At 62.4% G+C, this 22,529-nt stretch carries 19 protein-coding genes; 10 read left to right on the forward strand and 9 right to left on the reverse strand.

Annotated features, from left to right (window positions below):
• Positions 1-226: 226 nt before the first annotated feature.
• From J2D73_RS08410 to J2D73_RS08425, 4 genes are all read right to left on the reverse strand, one after another.
• The gene (locus J2D73_RS08410) at positions 227-1,822 is read right to left on the reverse strand and encodes an isocitrate lyase (RefSeq protein WP_207881159.1); all 1,596 of its coding nucleotides are present in this window, start codon (positions 1,820-1,822) and stop codon (positions 227-229) included.
• A gap of 647 nt (positions 1,823-2,469) precedes the next feature.
• Complete coding sequence (locus tag J2D73_RS08415) at positions 2,470-3,918, reverse strand: M20/M25/M40 family metallo-hydrolase (RefSeq protein WP_207881160.1); 1,449 nt, start codon at positions 3,916-3,918, stop codon at positions 2,470-2,472.
• Positions 3,915-5,120, reverse strand: a complete 1,206-nt coding sequence (locus J2D73_RS08420; protein ID WP_207881161.1) for an MFS transporter — start codon at positions 5,118-5,120, stop codon at positions 3,915-3,917. Before J2D73_RS08420 ends, J2D73_RS08415 begins: the two co-directional genes overlap by 4 nt.
• A gap of 21 nt (positions 5,121-5,141) precedes the next feature.
• Positions 5,142-6,452, reverse strand: a complete 1,311-nt coding sequence (locus J2D73_RS08425; RefSeq protein WP_207881162.1) for an aspartate aminotransferase family protein — start codon at positions 6,450-6,452, stop codon at positions 5,142-5,144.
• A gap of 114 nt (positions 6,453-6,566) precedes the next feature.
• Between J2D73_RS08425 and J2D73_RS08430 the strand changes: the two genes are divergently transcribed.
• A complete protein-coding gene (locus J2D73_RS08430) occupies positions 6,567-7,484 on the forward strand; it encodes a LysR family transcriptional regulator (protein ID WP_207881163.1) in 918 nt (305 codons plus the stop codon).
• A gap of 111 nt (positions 7,485-7,595) precedes the next feature.
• On the opposite strand, the gene J2D73_RS08435 is transcribed toward J2D73_RS08430, so the two are convergent.
• The gene (locus J2D73_RS08435) at positions 7,596-9,551 is read right to left on the reverse strand and encodes a glycosyltransferase family 4 protein (protein WP_207881164.1); all 1,956 of its coding nucleotides are present in this window, start codon (positions 9,549-9,551) and stop codon (positions 7,596-7,598) included.
• Positions 9,552-9,666: 115 nt separating this feature from the next.
• Positions 9,667-11,616: a Hint domain-containing protein gene (locus tag J2D73_RS08440; RefSeq protein WP_207881165.1), complete on the reverse strand. Its 1,950-nt coding sequence runs from the start codon at positions 11,614-11,616 to the stop codon at positions 9,667-9,669.
• 322 nt (positions 11,617-11,938) lie between these two features.
• On the opposite strand from J2D73_RS08440, the gene J2D73_RS08445 reads away from it, so the two are divergent.
• From J2D73_RS08445 to J2D73_RS08475, 7 genes are all read left to right on the forward strand, one after another.
• Complete coding sequence (locus tag J2D73_RS08445) at positions 11,939-12,238, forward strand: AtpZ/AtpI family protein (protein ID WP_026397783.1); 300 nt, start codon at positions 11,939-11,941, stop codon at positions 12,236-12,238.
• A gap of 28 nt (positions 12,239-12,266) precedes the next feature.
• Positions 12,267-13,016, forward strand: coding sequence for a F0F1 ATP synthase subunit A (locus J2D73_RS08450; RefSeq protein ID WP_207881166.1), 750 nt, complete (start codon positions 12,267-12,269; stop codon positions 13,014-13,016).
• 51 nt (positions 13,017-13,067) lie between these two features.
• Positions 13,068-13,292 (forward strand): ATP synthase subunit C family protein, encoded by a 225-nt coding sequence (locus J2D73_RS08455; protein ID WP_026397781.1) that lies wholly within the window; start codon positions 13,068-13,070, stop codon positions 13,290-13,292.
• Between the two features lie 28 nt (positions 13,293-13,320).
• Positions 13,321-13,908: a F0F1 ATP synthase subunit B family protein gene (locus J2D73_RS08460; RefSeq protein WP_341535059.1), complete on the forward strand. Its 588-nt coding sequence runs from the start codon at positions 13,321-13,323 to the stop codon at positions 13,906-13,908.
• Between the two features lie 61 nt (positions 13,909-13,969).
• On the forward strand, positions 13,970-14,464 hold the full coding sequence (locus tag J2D73_RS08465; RefSeq protein WP_207881282.1) for a F0F1 ATP synthase subunit B family protein: 495 nt from the start codon (positions 13,970-13,972) through the stop codon (positions 14,462-14,464).
• Positions 14,465-14,478: 14 nt separating this feature from the next.
• Entirely contained in the window at positions 14,479-15,252 is a 774-nt protein-coding gene (locus J2D73_RS08470; protein WP_243429794.1) for a glycosyltransferase family 2 protein, read from the forward strand.
• A 134-nt stretch (positions 15,253-15,386) separates the two neighbouring features.
• Positions 15,387-16,937 carry an ArnT family glycosyltransferase gene (locus J2D73_RS08475; RefSeq protein WP_243429795.1) on the forward strand — a complete coding sequence of 517 codons (1,551 nt, stop codon included), beginning with the start codon at positions 15,387-15,389 and terminating at the stop codon, positions 16,935-16,937.
• A gap of 119 nt (positions 16,938-17,056) precedes the next feature.
• Here J2D73_RS08475 and J2D73_RS08480 read toward each other — a convergent pair whose 3' ends face one another.
• Complete coding sequence (locus tag J2D73_RS08480; protein WP_207881168.1) at positions 17,057-17,338, reverse strand: hypothetical protein; 282 nt, start codon at positions 17,336-17,338, stop codon at positions 17,057-17,059.
• Positions 17,339-17,611: 273 nt separating this feature from the next.
• Entirely contained in the window at positions 17,612-18,577 is a 966-nt protein-coding gene (locus tag J2D73_RS08485; RefSeq protein WP_207881169.1) for a hypothetical protein, read from the reverse strand.
• Between the two features lie 319 nt (positions 18,578-18,896).
• Between J2D73_RS08485 and J2D73_RS08490 the strand changes: the two genes are divergently transcribed.
• Together J2D73_RS08490 and J2D73_RS08495 are read left to right on the forward strand one after the other, a co-directional pair.
• Complete coding sequence (locus J2D73_RS08490) at positions 18,897-20,330, forward strand: aldehyde dehydrogenase family protein (protein ID WP_207881170.1); 1,434 nt, start codon at positions 18,897-18,899, stop codon at positions 20,328-20,330.
• An 85-nt stretch (positions 20,331-20,415) separates the two neighbouring features.
• Positions 20,416-21,747 carry an NAD(P)/FAD-dependent oxidoreductase gene (locus J2D73_RS08495; RefSeq protein WP_243429796.1) on the forward strand — a complete coding sequence of 444 codons (1,332 nt, stop codon included), beginning with the start codon at positions 20,416-20,418 and terminating at the stop codon, positions 21,745-21,747.
• A 120-nt stretch (positions 21,748-21,867) separates the two neighbouring features.
• Here J2D73_RS08495 and J2D73_RS08500 read toward each other — a convergent pair whose 3' ends face one another.
• Positions 21,868-22,524, reverse strand: a complete 657-nt coding sequence (locus J2D73_RS08500) for an SOS response-associated peptidase (RefSeq protein WP_207881171.1) — start codon at positions 22,522-22,524, stop codon at positions 21,868-21,870.
• Positions 22,525-22,529 lie beyond the last annotated feature (5 nt).

The raw sequence follows: 22,529 nt of genomic DNA on the forward strand, positions 1-22,529 counted from the left end.
CAGCGTGGGACACATGTATGCTGCAAGTATTTTGGAATGCGGCGTGTAAAACGAGGGTACGCCGCATACCGTCAGGTATGGGCGTGCATGCAGCTCCGTTCGTCGTTTATGCAAACGACAGGAAACCCGGTCTTCACGCGAAAGACCGGGTTTCGGGCCGGCGACTCTGTTTTTATTTTTATTAGCCGCCGTCCTTGACCGTTATTGGACGGTCAGGACTTCCTGATCAGGAGAATTGCCCCATGGTGTTGTGCTTGCCACCCGCCTTAAGGGCGGCTTCTCCTGCAAAATACTCCTTGTGGTCGTCCCCGAGGTCGGAGCCAGCCATGTTCTGATGCTTGACGCAGGCGACGCCCTGACGGATTTCCGCACGCTGCACGTTCAGAACGTAGCCCAGCATTCCATCTTCGCCGAAGTAGCGGCTGGACAGGTTGTCGGTCGACAGCGCCGCCGTGTGATACGTCGGCAGGGTGATCAGGTGGTGGAAAATGCCAGCGCGCAGGGCGGCGTCGTGCTGGAACGTGCGAATACGGGCGTCAGCTTCTTCCGCCAGCGGGGTGGAGTCATAAGCGTCGGACATGAGGCGCGCGCGATCATAGGCCGAGACGTCGCGTCCGCCTTCTTTCCACGCGTCGTAAACCTGCTGGCGGAAATTCAGCGTCCAGTTGAAGGACGGCGAGTTGTTGTAAACCAGCTTGGCGTGCGGCACGGCTTCGCGGATGCGGTCCATCATGCTGGCGATCTGCTCGACATGCGGCTTTTCCGTTTCGATCCACAGCAGGTCGGCGCCGTTCTGCAGGGCAGTGATGCAGTCCAGCACGCAACGGTCGGCGCCGGTGCCCGGGCGGAACTGATACAGGTTGCTCGGCAGACGCTTCGGACGCAGCAGCTTGCCTTCACGGGCGATGATGACGTCGCCGTCCTGCGTTCCGCCGGAGGTGACGTCGTCGCAATCAAGGAAAGCGTTGTACTGGTCGCCAAGATCTCCCGGCTCGCGGCTGAAGGCGATCTGCTTGGTCAGGCCAGCGCCAAGGCTGTCGGTGCGGCAGACGATGATGCCGTCTTCGACGCCCAGCTCAAGGAAGGCGTAACGGATGGCGCGCACTTTCGCGAGGAAGTCCTCGTGCGGCACCGTGACCTTGCCGTCCTGATGGCCGCACTGCTTCTCGTCGGACACCTGATTTTCGATCTGCAGCGCGCAGGCGCCCGCCTCGATCATCTTTTTCGCGAGCAGATACGTCGCCTCGGCGTTGCCGAAGCCGGCGTCGATGTCGGCAATGATCGGCACGACATGGGTCTGGTGCCCGTCGATCGTCGCCTGGATTTCGGCCGCACGACCGGTCTCTCCAGCCTCGCGGGCGGCGTCGAGATCACGGTAAAGCATGCCCAGTTCACGCGCGTCGGCCTGACGCAGGAACGTGTAAATCTCTTCGATCAGAGCGGGCACGGAGGTCTTCTCGTGCATCGACTGGTCGGGAAGCGGGCCGAATTCCGAGCGCAGGGCCGCGACCATCCAGCCTGACAGGTAGATGTAACGGCGCTTCGTCGATCCGAAGTGTTTCTTCACGGAAATCATCTGCTGCTGTGCAATGAACCCGTGCCAGGCGCCCAGAGACTGGGTGTACTGGGTGGGGTCGGCATCGTAAGCAGCCATGTCGCGGCGCATGATTCCGGCCGTGTAGCGGGCGATGTCGAGACCTGTCCGGAACCGGTTCTGCGAACGCATGCGCTCGACATACTCGGGGTTGATCGCATCCCACGCGCCGTTCTGAGCCTGAATGATCTGCTTGAGCTTCGCGGTTGCCGAATCCTGGTATGACATCTGGCGGTTTCCCTTCTCTGTGGAAGCGTGACTGGCAGATGCTTAACGGTATTGGGGCAGGGCTGGAAGGCGGAAACAGCGGTGCATGATGTATTTCTGTAAATTATTTACAGACGCCGATTTCCAAATGAAAAGATATTTCCAGCGCCGTTGTCGCTGGTATGAGGCGGGCTCGAGCGGCGCGAGGAGGCTGGCTGCGCCTAGGCGGATCGCAAGGAAGTAAAATATCGACACGCCTGCCCAAGCTCATAACGGCTGTTCGAAGTAGCGAACGACCCCTGCGGCTTTATCACTCTTGAGGCGGCAGTAATGGGTGTCTAACCATAAAACTGACGCCGTAGGTGGTAAAATTCTGGCGCAAATCCCATCGCAACTAATCGCGTGGGCATGGATTCAGACGTAAATCGCCGCCCATGAGAGATTTTTGAGTGCGCCCTGAATATGGCGAAGAATTTTCGCGTCTGTATGTCGCGGTAATCACTTCCGTTTTGCGTGTTCCGATGCATATACGGTTAGGCCAATCTGTCCACCGCCGACATCGTTCAGACGAGGTGGGACGTACACGTGAAAACTATCGCCAGAATAGACGACTGGAGAGTTCCGGGTATGTAGATGCATTGTCCACGTCGACCAACTGACAGGTTCCTTCAGCGTAGCGTGCTCGTGCTTGCGGTGTCGCCACCGTCCGAATCCCCAAGGCGCCACCACAACCCGACGAACGCCTCCACCCCCTCTCGTGCGATGGGGACCAGCATGTGTTCGTCAGGGCCATGCTGTTTACACCCGTTGTGGCCATGTGGAACCCAGACTAGCGGTAAGCGGAGCGTGTCCGTGAACGCGTAACCCGGCATGCCGCCGGATACGGCGGGGATGACCTGCACATGGCGGCCAAGCGTTTTCTCCATGATCGTCGCGACGCGCACGATCCACGGATGATCGGTCTCTGTCGCGCTTGCAGGCATGGTGATCCCGGCATTTTCTATCGCGACGTTTTCAAACCCGGCGTCGTCAAGATGCTTGCGCAATGCGGGCATGAACTTCGTTGGGTCGGACCCGGGCTCGTAGCGTATCTGGCACGTTGCGCGCGCGCTGGGCGCCACCGCGTTCATCGGAGCTTCCGGCCGTCCACAAGTCATGGCTAGCACGATAAAGGCGTTCCACGCGTAACGCTTCTCCGGGACCGTCAGGCCGGGCTCTCCCCAATTCTCGACCACCGTCGCCGCGTCATCGCCCGGATCGACGGGACATTTCGAAAGTCCGCCGCCACTGCGCTCGCCGGGCGTCAGGGGAGGGAGCCAGTCGTCGATCTGAATGCAGCCCCGGCGATCCACGATGCTGGCCAGCGCGTGGGTGAGGATGACGGCGGGATCTGTCGTGACCCCGCCCCAATGTCCCGAATGAACCCCACCCTTTCTGAGCCGCACGGCGAGGTCGAAGGTGAAGCTGCCTCGCGACCCGGCGGCGACAGTGGGGGTTTCGGGGCTGACGCGCGGGCCGTCGCTCGCGATCATGACGTCCGCCTTCAGACGTTCGGCGTGCTGCGCGACGAACGTCGCGAGCCCCTGGGACCCACGTTCCTCCGCCGTTTCCACGACCAGCTTGATGCTGAACCCGAGCCTGCCATCCTTCCTGACGGAACGATGCCTCAGCACCTGCTCAAGCGCGAAAAGGTTGATCGCGTGCTGTCCCTTGTTGTCCGCCGCTCCGCGGCCATACCAGCGGTCGCCGTCGCGATGCAGGCGCCACGGACCGGACGGAATCGACCACTGGGCGTCAAGCCCGGCGACGGTGTCGCCATGGGCATAGCTGAGCACGGTGAGCGGGGCGTCAGGTTCGATCCGCTCGGCCACCATGATGGGACCGGCCCCACTTTCCGGGTTCGGAAATATTTCTGTCGAAAAGCCCATCTCTTCGAGCCAGGGAGACAGCCCGTCAGTCAGGTAGGCATGCAGCCCCGGCAGCGCGTCTTCATCCTGCGACGAGCTTTTGCGCGCCACCAGATCGGCCAACCGACGCTCGAACGCGCCGCCGTCGAACGCCGTGCGGGCCGCTTCCAGTGCGGCGTCGAGGAATTGTTCGCTGGCGATCTCGGTCATGCTGTCTTCATCCTGCCGGATTGGTCTTCCGGCGACAGGCCGAGGCGACCGGAACGAAGGTTGAACGCCAGTCCGCATGTCACTGCGACCATCAGCAATGCAAACGTCATTGCGTATGAGCCGGTGGCGTCCAGAACGACGCCCATCATGGGCAGGGCGACGAAACCGGCCATCTGGCCGCCAAAATTGATGAAGCCGTTACCTGACGCGAGCCGCGCACGGGGCAGTCTGACCGTGACGATGGCCGTTATCACCGCCAGAATCATGCCCTTGAAAAAATACGCTATAGATTCGAAGAGAATGACAATGTTGACGGACCCTGCGGTGGCCATGCCGGCCAGAGACAGGGCGACGCCGAGCAGGATGAGTGACAGCAACGCGTCGGCTCGCCGCGAGAAGAATCGCATGACGACCCACCCGCCAAGCAAGGAGCCAAGTGTGGCCGCGAGATTCGGCGCCGCCAAAAGCGCGCCTGCGCTCTTGATGGCGACATGATGGGCCCGCAACAGGAACGTAGGCATCCAGCCGTCCAGACCCTTGTTGACGAGACTTGCGACGAACCAGACCAGCATCAGGCGCCACACGTCCTTGCGCCGGATGATCTGTGACCAGCCCTCTGGTTTTTCTTCCTGCGGAGCGGCGTCCTGACTTGGGGACGGCCGCGTCGTCAGCGCGAAGACCACAGCCATCGTGACGCCGAGCCCGGCAAGTATCTCGAAACAGGTTCGCCATCCCACGACGCCCAGCAGGGGCAGCAGCAGTGGCGGCGTGAAGACCAGCCCGAGATAGGATGATGACATCAGCAGGGACGCTGCGAGCGGCGCCTTCTCACGAGAAAAGCTTTCGCGAATCATCTTCACGCTGGCAGGGGGGTAAAGCCCTTCGCCCAGCCCGAATAGCAGCCGCACAGCGAGCAGCGCCGCAAATCCGCCAGACAATCCGGTCAGCAATGTAAAGAGCGACCAGAAGCCGACGCCCGCCAGTACCATGACGCGCGCGCCGAAGCGGTCGGCAAGCCAGCCCGCCGGGATCTGCATCGCCGCGTAACCGAGATAAAACGCCCCCAGCGTCCAGCCGATCTGCTGGTGGTTCAGGGCGAACTCGGTTGCGATCACCGGCGCCGCGTAAGTGATGACGGCGCGATCCACGTAGGAGACGAGCCAGATCAGATACAGGACGCCGAAGACGAGTTTCGCCCGCATCCCTTCAGCTCTCGACCGCAATCATTGCGTGGCGCCTATGGCCGCGTCGAGAATCTCCAGTCCAAGGTCGATTTCGGCCTCGCTGACAGTCAGGGGCGGCGCAATGCGGAACACGCCGCCCATTCCGGGCAACTGAACCACGTTCATGCTCAGCCCCCGCTCCATGCAGGCGTTCGTGATCGCTGCGCCTCGCTTGTCGTCCGGTTCTTTGGTGCCCCTGTCGCGAACGATCTCCATTCCGAGCAGCAACCCGCGTCCGCGCACATCGCCAACGCAGTCATGGCGGTCCTGAAGGGCGCGCAAACCGTTCGCGAGCCGGGCGCCCATGCGCCGCGCCTGACCGGCCAGATCGTCGCGCTGCACGATTTCCAGCACTTTCAGTCCGATGGCTGCGGGGAGCGGGTCGGACACATGCGTGGTGTAGAACAGGAAGCCGCGCTCATGGGCGCGTTCCTCGATTTCGCGCGACGTCAGCACCGCGGCTAACGGCAACCCGGCGCCTAGCGTCTTCGACAGCGTCAGGATGTCGGGAACCACGCCGTCCCGCTCAAACGCGAACATGGTTCCGGTGCGCCCGACGCCTGTCTGCGCCTCGTCGAGGATCAGCAGCATTTCCCGTTGGCGGCACTTTTCCTGCAAGGCGCGAAGATAGCCCTCTGGCAGGTCGATAATGCCCCCGCTGCTGAGGATCGGTTCAGCTATGAACGCCGCCAGATTGCCGGTGGATTGCCGGTCGAGCAGGTCGAAGGCGTAATCAAGTTCCGCGCGCCAGTCGTATTGACCATTCTTTTCGAAACGAGGGCGATAGGGGAATGGAGCCGGAATGGCGAAAGACCCGACCGCCGCCGGACCCGCTCCGCGTCGTCCCGCGCTATACGTTGCGGACGCAGCGGCGCCCGTCATACCATGCCAGGACTGGGCGAAGCTGACGACCTCGTATTTTCCCGTCACGACCTTCGCCAGTCGCAATGCGGCTTCGTTGGATTCGGCGCCGGTGCTGAGCAGCAGGGCCCGCTCCAGACCGGGAACGAGGCTCCCGAGGGCTTCGGCCAATCCGACTACCGGCCGGGAAAGCATTCCGCTGAACAGATGGTCGAGCGTCCGGGCGGACTCTGCGATGGTCGCGGCGATCTCCGGGTGGCAATGGCCCAGAACGGCGCTCATCTGGCCGGATGTGAAGTCCAGTATCGCCCGCCCCGCGGAGTCATAGACGAAGCTGCCTTGCGCGCGCTCGATGATATGCGGGGTGAATTCGCCGCCATAGCGGATCAGGTGATCGCGCGCGGCGTTCCAGAATTCCTTCGCGCCGGACGTATGAGGTTTTGCCGACATCGGGCGCTCCAGCCGTATTTGTTTTGATACAAAAACAGTAGCAGGAGTTTTTCGATGAGAGTTGCGAATAGATTTGAAGGACTCTATCAAATATTTTGATACACTGGAGGAACGATGCCGGCGGCTCTCGATATCGACCTGCTTCGCTCCTTCGTTGCGATTGCCGACGTCGGGTCGCTCAGTCTTGCAGCGCCGCGCATAGGACGCACGCAGTCCGCCCTGAGCATGCAGGTGAGGCGTCTGGAGGACGTGGCGGGCGCGACGCTGTTTCATCGCAGCCAGAAAGGCGTGAGCCTCACCATGCAGGGCGAGAGATTGCTTGCTCATGCGCGTGAGATTCTGCGCAGTCATGATCGCGCCGTGGCTGATCTGGCGGGACAAGTGTTTTCGGGCAGTTTCCGCTTCGGTTGCCCCGATGATTACGCTGTGTCGTTCCTGCCAAAACTGATCAGGGACTTCACGGAACAACATCCGGGCGTCTTTATAGAAGTCGTCTGCGCCTCGACGCCGTCCCTCCTGCAGGCTCTGGCCGAGCGTCGGCTCGATTCCGCTCTGGTCTCCGTGCTTGTCGACGAGGCCGCGCCATCGTCGCGTTCGCGAGGCGCTCTCGTGACACGGGACACGGTGCTGCGTGCCGTGGATTGCATCCGTCTGGAGCCGCTGGTGTGGGTGGCGCGCCCGGATTTTGTCCCGGACCCGTGCGCGCCGCTTCCTCTGGCGTTGGGAGCGCCGGACACGCACGATCACAGTTGCGCGCTGGCGGCGCTGGCGACGCTGGACTGGCCGTATCGCATCGCCTACGCCAGCATCAGCCTGTCCGGGCTGCTGGCCACCGTTCGGTCAGGCCACGCGGCGGCGGTGCTGACCCGCAGCGCCATTCCGCCGGATTTAAAGGAAATAGCGCCAGAACATGGCCTTCCTCGCCTGCCGGTTCTTGGGATTGTGCTGGCGCCGGACCCGGAACACTCGGAGGCGCCTCCGGCCGTAGCCGCTTTCGCCGCGCATGTCCGCGCGACGCTGCCCGGAGTTTGAAGGGCGCTCCACCAGCAGATCAAGGAGCTTGCCCGGCTTGTATCCGCTCATGTCTTTCCCGGAGCAGCAAGAGCCGATCAAGCAAGCGCGTCTTGAGCCGGACGGCGCTCCCTATGATCGTCCCAGCGCGCGTTTAAGCGCGTGTTCGACGATTTCCGCGTTGAACTGCTGCGCGATGGTGGCGCGCGCGACAGCGCCGATTTCCGCCGAAAGTTCCGCGTCGTGATACAAACGGACCACCGCGTCAGCGAACTCTATGGCCGTCCTCGCCAGACAGCTCTCAAGCGGGGAGGGTAGAGGCAGGCCTTCCAGAGCTATCGGCGTCGCGACGCACGGCAATCCGGCGGCCCAGCTCTCAAGAACTTTCCCCTTGATCCCGGCACCGAAACGCAAAGGAGCCACAGTCAGACGCACGCTGCGCAATAGGGTAGGGAGTTCGGCTACATGCCCAAGAACCCGAACGCCGGGAGCCTCGTTCATGCGAGCAATGGCGTCCGGCATAGCGCTGCCCACAAGCAGCAGTTCGATCTCCGGGGCGGCTTCTCTGATCAGAGGCAGGATATCTTCGACCAGCCACTTGGCCGAGTCGAGGTTGGGAGCGTGACCGTAATGCGCCACGAACGCCACGCTGCGTCGTTCATGAAACGGCAGCGGTTCGGGCGGCAAACGCGTCAACCACGGCACGACGTAGACATTCGCCGTAGGCACTGCGCGCGCGAGTATATCGGCTTCAACCCGTGAGTGGGTGATCACCGCGTGCGACGCCCATGCGGCCATATGTTCCCGCACACGCTCCTGACCGGCGGCGATCCTCAACTCCGGCCGTCCCTCGACAACTGCCTGTCGCTCAAGACGAAGATGCGCGAGGTCGGCGACGCTCGATATGATCCGTGCGCCTGGCATGTAATGGCGCGCCAGCGCGAGGTACCGGGACGCATTGGACAGCCGGTGCAGATAAATCGCGTTGAAGGCCCCAGCTTGCCCGCGAAGCAGGGATTCAACCGTCGGATAGGTGGGAGCGGCCCAGCACCTGAAACCGCTCTCCTCCAGTGTATGGCGGGTGGTGGCGTCAGGCTCGATTGCGGAGGCGATGAAACTGACCTCATGGCCCAGCGCCTGCGCCGCCTGCATATGCGACAATATCGCGCAGGAACCGGCGTCCCGACGCATGTCGGGCGCGCGGTCGTCAATAAACAGGATGCGCGGCGGCGTCTCTTCGGTGTCTGCGCCTAGCCGCCGAGCCCTTTCGTGCGCCACGGATTCCGCTTCCCGCGCATCGGCGCGCGCCTGTTCTCGGCGTAACTTTTCTATCTGGCCGATCAGGAACGTCAGCGCGTCCGCCCGGGCATTCGGCGCGCTGAGTCCAGCAAGCGTCTGTGCGACGTGCTGGCGAAACGTTTCGTTGAAGCGGTGCGAAGCCGGGAAATGAAATGGCGAGCCGGGCAACGGTTGTCCTGTTTCCTCGCACAGAATGGTAATCGCGTGATCTGTGTCGGAGGGCAGGGGAGGCGAAAGGACGAAATCGAAACCGTAACGACCGTCCCCAAGTCCCGTATCCCGCAGGTCGGTCCGCAAGGCGTTCGCGACCGCGCTACGCAAGACCACGTCATCCAGAAGGATCGCTACGTTCAGACGCTGGTCTGGTCGCGCCTCGTCGCGAAGCCATCCGGCAATGCGTGTGCGCCCGACCACGTCTACGGACGCGCGCAACCGGATATCATGCCTTGGCGCCGCCGTCGCTAAAGCAGCGCGCGGCAGCGGCGTGCGTTCGGGCAATGCGACGACGTCCAGAGCAGCAGGGTTGTGAGCGGGTACTTCGTCAAGCGGCGCCAGCAGTTCGAAGCCCCTGCGTCCGTCGTCCACGCCGGGTCGCCGCAGGTCTGCGCGCGCGATGGACGCTTCGGCGCGAGCGACTTCGCGCCCGGAGCGCAGCGCAGCGACGATGACGCATCTCTCTGGACTGGTGGGATCGAAGGCCCAGCCTGTAATCAGCCATCCCCGATTCGGTTGGAACCGGATATCGTCGATGGAGCCACAGATCCCTGAGGGAGCGTCGTCGGAAGACATACGGGGATCAGGCGCTGAAGATCCTGAATATTTCCCTACTGCACGTCGTCTGCGATTGATGAGGTCCCGCTGCGGCGCGGCGAAACGCGGCAAATAGACCCGCCGCGCCCAGGCGTCACACCGCGCCGCGTCTCTCCGGGGCGCCGGAAAGGCGCAGCCGCACACCGCTCGATGCTTCATGCACGGTCAGACCCGCGATATCGATCTCACCGTCGGGCCGGAATTCGAATCCATAGGCGCCAGAGTAATGAGGGAGGGCGTCCAGATCGGCGCGTCCCCGGTCTGCGACAACGCGGCCCACTTCGACGCCTCCCCGGCGTATCACCAATTCCACCGGCGTTCCGGGCTGGCGCTGCGACCGCGCCCATCCGGCGATCACCCCGTCTGTAGCCACATCGACATATCCAGCCACCGTCCGGCGGTCGGTTTGCTTCGCAGCAATGAGGCTCAGTCGAGCGCGAATGGCTTCGAGCGCCGGCCCGTCCTCGATACGCGGCAGACAGAATCGCGTCTCAGCCGTCTCACCCTTCACGGGAGGATAAAGCTGCTCGAATTCGACTGCGTTGTGGAACATGGCGCGGCTGCCGTCGTCGATGAAGGTTTCCGATGGAGCGCCTTCAGCCAGCAGCAGGTCGTGCGTTTCCAACTCAATATGAATGTAATCCACTTGAGCGAGGCGGCTTTGTTGGGCGATGGATCGGCCGTTGAGCAGAAGGCGGGCGGGGATGAGCCAGCCTTCCACCGCCATGGCATGCAGCGGCGATACAGTGAGATCACGCTTGGGGAGGCCCTCGCCCAGAGCGCCAGCCCGAATGACGACCGGCATGATGTCCGGGTTTCCGGCGGCGAAGCGGCCGTTATAAGAACGGCGTCCGATCCAGCGGATCGGCCTCGACGCGCCGGACGCCGTGAGCACGAGGTCGCCAATGGCCAGTCCCTCCACGGGTCTGTCGCCATCGGGCGTCGCGATCAGTGTCCCGGGGCAGTAGCATGGGACGCCGTAGGTAATTTCGGTGCCGCCATCGGGGGCTCTCTGGAAATAAAACTCGGACCCGAAGGCGCCCGACAGATGCAACGTCGCGCGCGCGTCGCCTTCGATAACCGTAAGCGTGCCGTCCGGCCCGATCTCGCCCTGGTCGATTTCGCCATATGAGCCTGCGAAAGTAAGGTCGGAGACAATAATGCGGTTGATTGTGTCTCCGGCGAGGGGCTTGAGCGCCTGATCGGCGTAATAAACAGACCCGATGACGTTAAAGCCCACGATCGTCATTGCGGAGATTTGCGAAATCGTGGCCGTCAGCGTCGATCCGGAAGTGTAAGGCCCCGTTTGTCCGCCGTTCGGTGGCACTGCGACCGGCCGAAAGGTGACGGTCCCTTCATACGTCGCGTCAGCCTCCAGCGTTAACGACCCACCGCCCAACGACGTGTCCGATGCAGTGCCGCCCGCGTGCACGTCGATCGCACCGCCGACGTTGGCGACGGTTCGAATCGCAGTTCCGCCGGCAAGCACTGTTTCGGTCGCAAGTCCTGCTTCCCACCACGTGTTCATCAACTGGAACTGCGCGGAGAGGCCTCCATTTAAAACAGTGTCGATAGCAACGCCCCCGGCGCCGACGATCTGGGCGGCCGTGTGATAGGTGACAAGGCCCTGTGCATTTGTTGCGACGCCCGTCGACAGAGTGGTCGCAATGGCGACGCCTCCGGAGGCGACGGTTTGCAGCGCGTTTCCGTAAGTGTCTGATCCTACGGTGGAGTAGTAATCGGCGCCCAACACCGTCGCGCCGCTGACGACCCCGCCTTCGACGGACTGCGCGCCGGCCAGAATGACAGCGTCCAGAGAGCGTCCGCCGCTGGAAACAGTCTCCTGGCCGCCGTTGATGGTCGAGCCGATTGCCATGCCGCCGCTGATCACGGTCTCGGTTCCGTACACTTGACCGCTGATTGTGGCTCCGGCGACGGTTAACGCGCCGCCGTTCATCACCGTGGACGAGATGAGGTAGGCGTCGTTGTCAACCGCGACGCTCGCGCCGCTTGAAACGACGGAATTGGCGTTTGCCGCGCTCATAGCGACGGCGCCATGCGGGTAAGTCTGATCATGAGCGTGCTCCGGCTTATTTGGCGCGTAGCCGGGCGCGCACGCCGCCCGACCGCCAGTGACGGGGCACTGTGTCTTGTTTTGATGCGGCTGTGTCATAAAAAAAACAAAAACGGACGACCCTCTGCGGACGGGTGTGGATGTGCGACGGTGCCGCGACATCGTCGGCGAATGGGGCTTTTGAAAAAATAACGGAGCCAGAAAGCTCGGGTCGCGTTTCAGACATGTCCGATTGCTTGACAGCGCATTGCCATATCGTTAGCAAGCGCCTGCACCCGGTCTTGAGGTGCGAATGGACGAGGACAAGACTTCCTTCGAAGAACGTCTCCGGGCTGCGGAAACGCGCCATGGAAAGCCGGTCGTTGAAGCCGGGCCTGACCGCGAGGACAAATCGCTGATGGCCATGGCTGCGAGAGCCGGGACCGAAATGGTCGGCGGGCTTCTGGTGGGTGTGCTGCTCGGGTGGGGACTGGACCGATGGCTCCATTTCCGCGCTCTGTTCCTTGTCGTATTCGCGCTTCTCGGTGGGGCTGCCGGCGTGGTGAACGTCTGGAGGCTGGTGAAGCCGCCGGACGATCTCGGAAAATCCTGATCGATCCTCGCGGTCGTGGAGAAGAGTTTTGGCGGGCGGTTCAAGCATAGACGTTCTCGGTCAGTTCGAGCTGCACCCGGTTATCGGCGGTCTTGGTCAGGCCCTGCGCCTGAGCCAGTCGCCGATCTACATGGCTGTGGCTGTCTGTCTGGTTCTTGCGTTCCTCTATTACGGGATGAAGCCGAAGGCCGTTGTGCCGGGCCGTTTTCAGGCTGCGGCGGAAATATGCTACGAATTCGTGCGTAATCTGGCTGTCGATACGATCGGTCCGGAAGGCGTTGCGTTCTTTCCGTTTATCTTCGCTCTCTTCTTCTTCATTCTTGCCGGTAACTATCTCGGTCTTCTTCCCTTCTCGTTCACCTTCACCAGTCATATCGCCGTCACCTTCGCGCTTGCGATGATGGTCTTTCTGGTTGCGATCATCGTGTCGCTGAAGGTGCAGGGGTTGAAGTTCTTCGCGCATTTCATGCCGGCCGGAGCCCCTGTCGCTCTCGCGCCCCTGCTGGTGCCGATCGAGATCCTCTCGTTTCTTTCCCGTCCCGTGAGCCTGTCCATTCGGTTGTTCGCCAACATGGTCGCCGGTCACGTGATGTTCGATATCTTCGCAAGCTTCGTCATCATGCTGGCCGGACTTGGCTTCGTGGGCGACGTTCTTGCGGTGGGCCCTCTCGTGATCAACGTCGCGCTGATGGGGTTGGAATTGCTGGTCGGCGTTCTCCAGGCGTATGTGTTCGCCATCCTGACCTGCATCTATCTGCGGGAGGCGGTCGCTCACTGAGGCGGCCATTCTCGTCGTTCAACGTTTTCGTCACACAAGGAAGAACCAGACATGGACATCGCTGCTGCCCGTGAAATTGGCGCCGGTATCGCCGTTATCGCTCTTGCCGGCGTAGGCATCGGCCTGGGCAACATCTTCTCGACGCTGGTCAGCAGCATCGCCCGCAACCCGGCTTCGCGTCCGCACGTGTTCGGTCTCGGCATGCTCGGCTTCGCTCTGACAGAAGCGGTCGCTCTCTTCGCCCTGCTCATCGCTTTCCTTATCCTGTTCGTCTGAAACAGGAGTAGGTCGCGTGCGCTTGTCGGTGACTTCTTTCCGCCGCGTCGTTCTCGCAGGGGCGTCCTGCGCCCCGCTTCTTCTGGCGGCGGCGCCGGAAGCGCACGCTGCGGGCATGCCGCAGCTGGATTTCAACAACCCTCTCGTCACTGGTCAGGTGGTGTGGGGCGGCGTTGTCTTCCTCTTCTTCTACCTCGCCCTGCGTGGCTGGGCCTTGCCCAAGGTCGATGCCGTGCTGCAAAACCGCAGCGAACGTATCGCCGGGGATCTCGATCAGGCGCGCGCAGCCAAGGCGGAAGCCGATAAGGCGGTGCTTGAACTGCGCGAGACCAAAAAAGCTGCTGCGGCGGAAGCCCAGGCTCATCTTGACGCAGTGCTGGAGCACGAGCGTGCGTCTGCGGCCGCGAAGCTTGCCGAGATAACTGAGCGTCTCGACGACGAGATTGCTCGCGCCGAAGCGGGGGTTGTGGCTGAACGTGAGCGTGCGCTTCAGTCGCTCCGTCCGATCGCCGTCGACGTCGCTGAATCGCTCGTCGAGCGTCTCATCGGCGCGCGCGCTGATCGTGCAGTCGTGGAAGCCGCCGTCGCACGCGCCACGGCCCAGGCGGCCCACTGATTTCTGATTAGCGTCCAGACCCGGCTTTGCGTCTGACGAGGAGATAGCGCCAGTGTCCAATCTGTTTCACGAGGCTGGTTTCTGGTTCTCGGTTTCGTTCATTCTGTTCTTCGTAATTTTCGGCCGGAAAGTCTGGACGCCTCTCGCCGCTCTTCTCGACAGCCGCGCGGATCGCATCCGGGCGGATCTCGACGAGGCGGCGCGCCTGCGCCGTGAAGCCGAGCAGATGCTCGAAGACGCAACGCGTGAGCGCGAGCAGGCCACGATCGAAGCCCGCGCTCTGATCGAGCAGTCCCGCCTGCATGCCGAGCAGCTTGCCGAGAAGACCCGGCAGGAAGCCGAAGAATCTCTTCGTCGTCGCGAGCGCATGGCCCGCGACCGAATCGAGGCGGCTGAGCGGGCTGCGATCAGCGAAGTCCGCGCTGCGGCGGTAGATGCTGCTTTCGACGGCGCCCGCGACGTTATCCAGGGGGCTGTGGGCGGGAATTCTGCTGAGGCTCTGATCGATAAAGCCATTCAGGATCTTCCGGCCGCGTTGTCGGCGCGGGCGGCCTGAGCGGTCGTATTCCGTTGGCTGAAGGCAGCGCCATAAGCCCCTCCGCTGAGGCAGAAGACGGGCCTCCGGCGCTGAGTGTCGTTATCGCGGTTCTCAACGAGCGCGAGAACATCGCTGCAGTGTGTCAGGAACTCGCCACCGTGCGGCGCGACTTCCCACGATCCGAAATTATCTTCGTTGACGATGGAAGCACCGACGGCACGATTGAAGCGATTGCCGCCGCGCGCAAAATCGACGGCCTCGGCGATATCCGCATTCTGTCTCATGACCGTCGGTGCGGTAAATCTTCGGCGTTGCGCACGGGAATCCGGAATGCGCGCGGGCGTTGGATCGCGACTATGGATGGAGACGGTCAGGATGATCCGTCCGCCATCGTGGCGCTTTATGCAGAGGCGAGCGCCGCAAAGGGGCGGCCCCCGCTCGTGGTTGGCGTGCGTCCCCGACGCAGCGACACGATCTGGCGCAAGCTGGCGACCCGCTTCGCTAACGGTTTGCGAAAGCGGCTTTTGAACGATGGGTGTCCGGACACCGGTGCGCCGATGAAGCTTTTTCTGCGCTCCGACTTTCTGGCGCTACCGCAATTTGAGGGGCTGCATCGTTTTCTGCCCGCTCTTTTGCAATCTTATGGCGTCTCGCTGGTCTGTGTGCCTGTAAGGCATCGCTCCCGCCTGCACGGGCAGTCGAAATACAGCAATCTTGGTCGGGCCGTCGTCGGCGTGCGCGACCTGCTCGGTGTCATCTGGCTCCGTAACCGCACTCGTCTGCCTGTTTCCGTGCGGGAATGTTGAAACCGATTCTCCGATTAAACGCGGCAGCGAAATCGACTGTCGGGAAAATCGCCGCGCTCGTTTTCTGCACATTCGTCCTGCTGCTGCCCGGTCGGTCGACTATCCCCCCCTTCGACCGAGACGAGCCGCGGTATATGCAGGCGACGGCGCAGATGCTGGAGACCGGCAACTTCGTTGACGTCCGCTTTCAGGATCAGCCGCGCTATTTGCAACCTGCGGGTATTTACTGGCTTGAAGCCGCGTCCGTCTGGCTTTCAGGGACTCTGAAGCAGCGGGAAGTCTGGGCTTATCGCGTTCCGTCTCTGTTGGCGATGACCGGGGCGGTCGCGCTTACGGCGCGCATCGGGGCGATCATGTTCGGTCCGGCGGTTGGTCTGCTCGGCGGCGCGCTGTTGGCGGGCTCCGTCCTCGTCGAAGCCGAAGGTCGCATGGCGACGATTGATAGCACGTTACTGCTGGTCGTGCTGATCGTGCAGACAATGGTGCTCCGCGTGCTGATGGACCGCTCCCGGGATCGGTCGACTCCACTGTGGACGGCATTGGCTTACTGGCTTGCGCTCGGGTGCGGGCTGATGCTCAAGGGGCCGGTTGTCTTGATTCCCGGGTTGGCAACCCCGCTGGTCATGGCGGTTCTGGAGCGCGACGCTTCGGTATGGCGGCGGTTGCGGCCTTCCTGGGGTTGGCTCGCGATGCTCGCGGTCGTGGTCCCTTGGTGCGTCGCCATTGATGTGATCAGTCACGGCGAGTTCTTCCAACGCGCGGTCGGTCGGAATTTTCTGGGTAAAATCGGCCATGGGCAGGAAGCTCACGGGGCGCCGCCCGGTTTCCATCTCGCGGTGTTCGCTCTGGCTTTCTGGCCAGGGTCTCTGTTCGCAGCCATTGCGCTTCCGGTGGTATGGGCGTCGCGGAAAGCGTGGCGCATCCGGTTCCTCCTGTGCTGGATCCTCCCCCATTGGCTGGTGTTCGAACTGATCGCCACAAAGCTGCCGCACTATGTCATGCCGACCTATCCGGCTATCGCGATCCTGACTGCGGCGGCGCTGCATTCTGCGCCCGACAACTGGCGGGCGTGGCCTGCGCGACGGTGGACGCAAGCCCTGCTCGGTATTTACGGCGTGGTCTGGCTTCTGGTTGGCGTGGCGTTGAGCGTTGCCGGGATCGCTCTGTCGTGGTTTCTCGAAGGCCACGCGCCTCTCAGCGCCTGGATCGCCGCGGCGGGAAGCCTGCCGCTTCTGGCGGTCGCAGTCAGGCTGACTGTGCTGGGCAAAGTCTGGCGCGGGGCCATCACGTCGTTGGGCGCCGCGGCGGTCGTCTATTGCGGGATTTTTCTGGGCGTAGCGCCTCATCTGGATACGATATGGCTGGCTCCGCGTCTTGCGGAGCTAACAGACGAATATCGCCCATGTCCGGACACTGAAGTCGTCTCCAGCTCCTTCTCGGAACCCAGTCTTGTTTTCCTGATGCATGGCAAGGTGGAATTGCGTAGCGCACGTGCTGGCGGCGAGATGCTGGCACGCAATCCCTCGTGTGGACTGGTGCTCGTTTCGCGACGAGACGAAGCGCAGTTTCAGGAAGGCATAGGGACGAGCGGCGTGAAGCCGATCGAATATGGCCGCGTCAGGGGGTTCAACTACTCCACCGGCAAATGGCTCGATATTGGTCTGTTCGGAGCAAATCCGTCGTGAGCCGATGCGTTCGGCGGGGTTGAAGCACGCTCTGAGCCACTAAATTTGGGGCTAGGAATAGAGAAGCCCGTCACGGCTGTGCTCAGGAGCAATTTCCGTGGTCTGGCATAGTGGTTCCTCTACTGTGCCACGGACACAGGCTGTGCGGGGCGACTGCCCGCCACGTAGCCGGGAAGACGTTTTGCAACGCGCGCGGGGGCGCGTCTCAGGATCAAATCCCGGTGTCGAGCGTCGAGGATTTTCCATGCCGAAACCGGTGTGTTGGCTGACGGCGGCAGGTGATCGGGACGTCCAAGGAGCAGGGCGATTGCGACCCGCTCGGCGGGTGTGGTCATCTGCCACAGGACTTCCGGATCCAGTTTGCCAGTGATGACCAGTCGGGCTGCCTCTAACACGCGCATCGCCTGCACCTTCCTCAATTAAAGGAAAAGACGGCTCTTCCTGGCAAATCGAATGCCGTCGCCGTCAGTGCAGGATGACGGGCGGGAGTTTCCAAATGGTTAAAATGACCAATGAAAACGTGGCGATTAATAGATTTGGGACCGGTGCCTGTTGTCCGCCCTATACGCTCAGCCTCAGGGGAGTTTCGCGGAGACATGGATGCGGCGGGCAGACGAAAATTATTCGAGTGACGATGCCGTTTCCGGGTGCGTTACCGAAAACGGCAGGATACGTTACCGGAAATTCGCTGGCCCGCCATTCCACGTCACGACTGTGCCGGGGCCGCACACCGCCCCCTGCTTGCCGCCAAACCCCCAAAGTGTAGCAGGAACCACGACATTGTTGCCCGACAGGCTGGTTTGCACGTAGCAGGCCTGTTTTGGGGCGGACGCGTTCCATTCATCAACCGTAATCGTCGAACCAGCGCTCATATAGATCGACCCCGGGGGAACGCCTTCCAACGCCTTCAAAACGATTTCGGTTGCGCCAGTATCCCGATTTTCGATATGGCCAGTGAACGAAGTGGGACCGGCGAGGATCATTTGCTGCGCGTTGAAATCGAAACTCACGCCCTGAAAATCGATCTCGCAGGAGGATTCCTCGTCCACGCCCGCAACGGCGTTGTTGTAGATCGTGCCGCCGATAAACGCGGAGCGTTCGCCTGAGTTATGCGTGCCGGGTTCTGCGTAGATGCCGATATTGCCTTCGCCGATGATCACGTTGACCATGTCCACGCCCCAGACGTTGTTCCCAAGCGTGATCCCGTGATTGAAGCCGGCAATCTTTACGTTGAACAACGACATGCCAGCGTCGATGTTATAGTTTTGGGAGTCCGTGTAATTCATCGTGATGCCGTCGGCTGATTTGTTGCCGATCAGCGCGACGCCTTCCAGGCGATGAGCGCCGCCGCGCCCCTTTCCGACATAGCCGTCCTCCGACACGTAGAGGCACGTTCCACTCGTCATCGTGCATTGGAAGATCACGTCGCGGATCGTCACCAGTTCCGGGTCTACCTTGAGCGTGGTGGCGAGCGTCTTCGTCGCTCCTTGCAGGTCGATCACGCAGGGACCGCTGCCTGCGTAACAGGCGTCGAGCATCCCCTGCACCGCGGCGCTGTCGTCGGCGCGGGCCGCAATGGGAAGCGCGCTTGCGACGAGAAGGGTCAAGGCAAGCAGAGCAGGCGGGCGGAAATATCTCACCGGAACGAACTCCATCGATGTCAGGTTTGAAACGAGGCGCGACGATAATCTGCGACATTCTCGGCGGTCAGCGTGCGGGGCGCTCGTGGCGTGTGAGTACCTACAAAGGACGCTGCGCACTGGCGTCGCGCCTATAAGACATACATGTCTCTGAACGCCGTTCGGTTCCATGAAATTCTTGTTTTTGGGACACGGACTCCCCGTCGCGCTCCGGTGGGCTCGTCCCGACGGCGCGCAGGCGCGGCTTTCGCGGCTTGACCTGTGACTGGTCCTGCGGCCCCATGGGCGCACTGTATCGGGAACACAGAGGGCTCTACGGATGGCGCACGCGAAGCAATTTTATATCGATGGTGTGTGGGTGGACCCGATCGAGCCCCGAACGCTCGACGTCATAAATCCGGCGACAGAAGAGGTCTGCGCCACCATTTCTATCGGTGGCGCGGCTGACGTTGATCGCGCGGTCAAGGCCGCCGCACGCGCTTTCGATACGTGGTCGCAATCGTCGAAGGACGAGCGACTCGACGCGCTCGAGCGAATCCTTGCGGTGTATCTGCGCCGCATCGACGACATGGCGGTCGCGATCTCGACCGAGATGGGCGCACCGCTGCCAATGGCGAAATCGGATCAGGCCGGGATCGGCGCTGCGCACCTGAACGAAATGATTCGCGTGTTGCGCGCTTACGAGTTCGATCGTGTCGAGGGCGACATGCTCATCACGCACGAGCCGGTTGGCGTCGCAGGCCTGATCACTCCCTGGAACTGGCCGATGAACCAGATCACCTGCAAGGTTGCGCCCGCTCTTGCAGCAGGCTGCACGGTGGTTTTGAAGCCGAGCGAGGTGGCTCCACTCAGTGCGCTGCTGTTCAGCGAGATCGTCGACGAGGCAGGATTACCGCCCGGCGTATACAACATGGTCAACGGCGACGGACCGGGCGTTGGCGCCGCGCTTTCCACCCATCCTGATGTCGGCATCGTCTCCTTCACAGGTTCGACACGCGCAGGAATCGCAGTGGCCGAGGCTGCTGCGCGGACAGTCAAGCGCGTCCATCAGGAGTTGGGCGGTAAATCGCCCAACATCGTGCTGCCTGACGCCGATCTCAAGGAAGCGGTGAGGAAGGGCGTGCAGAGATGTTTCGGTAACTCCGGGCAGTCCTGCAACGCCCCCACGCGTCTGCTTGTCCCGGCCGCAACAATGGACGAAGCGATGGCTGCGGCGAAGGAGGCTGCTGACGCCATCGTGGTCGGCGCTCCGGACGCCCCGGACACTATGCTCGGTCCCGTGGTCAGCGACGTGCAGTTCGACAAGATTCAGGCGCTGATTCAGGCTGGCGTCGACGAAGGCGCAACGCTTGTCGCGGGCGGCGTCGGCCGACCTGAAGGGCTGACGAAAGGGTATTACGTGCGGCCGACAGTCTTTGGACGCGTCAGGCCGGAGATGACCATTTCCCGGGAAGAGATCTTCGGGCCGGTGCTTTCGATCATCGGTTACGACAGCGTCGAAGAAGCTGTGAAGATCGCCAATGACACGCCGTATGGCCTCGCCGCGTATATCCAGGCGGGCGAGGATCTGACGGAGGCTCGCCGCATCTCCCGACTGCTTAGGGCGGGCAACGTCAATATCAATGGAGCCCCGTGGCGGGCGAGTGCGCCCTTCGGCGGGTACAAACAGTCGGGCAACGGGCCTGAATACAGCGAATACGGCCTGCATGATTTTCTGGAGATCAAGGCGGTCCTCGGGTACGCCGAGGCGTAAGCGGCTTTCCCGAACACCCTAAGGTCTGACGCATCGAAGCTGCTGCTGCGTCGCTGTTCTTGTGCACGGAAATGAACGGGCAAACATGACGCGTCAGGAAACCGGACGACGGCTGCAATTCGCGCAACAACCGCTTATGCCAGCCTCGCTTTACGTCGATACGACACAGGCTCCACCGGTGACCGAAAGACTGAGCGGGGAAACGCGTGTCGACGTGGCGGTGATCGGGGCCGGAATCACGGGCCTGTCGGCCGCGCTGCATATCGCCGCCTCGGGAAGGCGCGTCGCAGTTCTCGACTCTGCCGAACCGGGGTGGGGAGCGTCGGGACGGAATGGCGGTCAGATCAATCCGGGCCTGAAGGCGCTTCCTTCGGAGGTGGAGCGGGATTTCGGGCGTGAGGTCGGACGCAGGCTCGCGGTCGCAGCGTGGAACGCGCCGGATCTCGTGTTCGCCCTGATAGACCGGTACAGCATCCAGTGTTCACCCGCACGTGGCGGCACGATCCGCGCTGCGACCGGGCAGGCGCAACTGCCGGGGCTGGAGCGGTTGACCGACGAATGCAGGGCGCGCGGCGGCGACGTCGCGTGGCTGAATGCTGCTGAGATGGCTGCTCTTACGGGAACATCGCGATACGTCGCCGGAATGATCGACCGCCGGGGAGGGCAGATCAATCCGCTGGCCTACACGCGAGGGCTTGCCGCCGCCGCCATCGGGGAAGGCGCCGCAGTCTACTCCAACTCACGCGCCGTCGGATTGTCCCGCTCGGGTGAGGCCTGGCGTGTGCGGACGCCGACAGGAGCTATCGTCGCGGGGCATGTCGTGCTCGCCGCCAACGGTTATACGGACGGTCTCTGGCCGGAACTCGCAGAGAGCGTAATTCCTCTGTTCAGCGCCATCGTGGCGACTGAGCCGTTGCGGAGGACTCTGGCCCAGACCATCCTCGCGCAGCGGGAGGTTCTGTACGAACTTGGGGACGTGACGATATATTACCGTGTTGACGACACTGGACGGTTGTTGGTCGGAGGGCGCTCGGCCTCCCGCCCACTGAGTGGGCCTGACGCGTTTCCGTTCTTGCGAGAACTCGCGCTCCGCATGTGGCCTAATCTCGATGGTGTCGAATGGACGCATGGGTGGAACGGGCGGTTGGCGATGACCCGGGACCACTATCCGCACTGGCATGAACCGACGCCCGGCGTCATAGCAGCGCTTGGCTACAACGGCAGGGGCGTCGCAATGGCGACGCTGCTCGGGCGGGAGATCTCGCGACGGATTGACGGAACTCCGGCGCATGACGTGCTTTTGCCGACGCGTCCGATATCGCCGATTCCCCTGCACCGGTTCTGGCCAGTTGGGGTGGCGGCTCGGGTCGCTTTCGGGCAGTGGAAGGACAGTCGCGCGGAGCGGGGCAGGGCGTGATCCCGGAGTGGCGCGGCGTCGGATTGTTCTATCCCGTCTCACCTTGGGCGGCGCCGGTTGACGGCGGAGGTTCGTGTCCGCTGGTCCGGTGAGTATCTTTGTCGGTTAGGCAGAGAGTTGTCAGGCCGGATGCCGTTCCAGCAAAGCAGCGTCGTTCAACACGGCGTTGTTGACCCGACGTGATACCGCCCAACGGACCAGCGCGTCTTCCGGCGGCGCCGTCATCAGCGTGGCGGCTGTTTTCGCGGGTGCGGTGAGCCATGTCGTGTAATCGCGAGGGGCGATAATGACTGGCATGCGCTCATGTATCGTGCGGCCAAAATTATTTGCTGGCGTAGTGATGATTGCGAAACTGCGCAGGACATCCCCATCCCAGCCCCACATGTCCCAGACGCCTGCAAGCGCCATTGGCGCGCCATCCGGTCTGGCGAAAGCCCATGGCTGGCGCGGCGTTTTTCCGCGCGCCCATTCGTAATAGGCGTCGGCGGGGACAAGGCAGCGCCTGCTACGGAAAGCGGCGCGAAATGTGCCGTTTTCCACGACGGTTTCGGCGCGTGCGTTAAAAGGTTGCAAGGACATGTCGTTGGCCCATGACGGCACCAGCCCCCAACGCATGAGCGTCAGGCGCCGCATACCGCCCGCTTCAGCCGTAATGATTGGCGCGGGTTGCGTCGGCGCTATGTTCCAGGACGGAAGCCACTCCGGCGCAGATCCCCTGGCGCCGAACAGGGCTTGCAAATTTTCTTTTGGTTGAACGCTGACGTAACGGCCGCACATAGGCC

The sequence above is a fragment of the Acetobacter sacchari genome (genome assembly GCF_017377715.1).
Lineage (GTDB): Bacteria > Pseudomonadota > Alphaproteobacteria > Acetobacterales > Acetobacteraceae > Acetobacter > Acetobacter sacchari.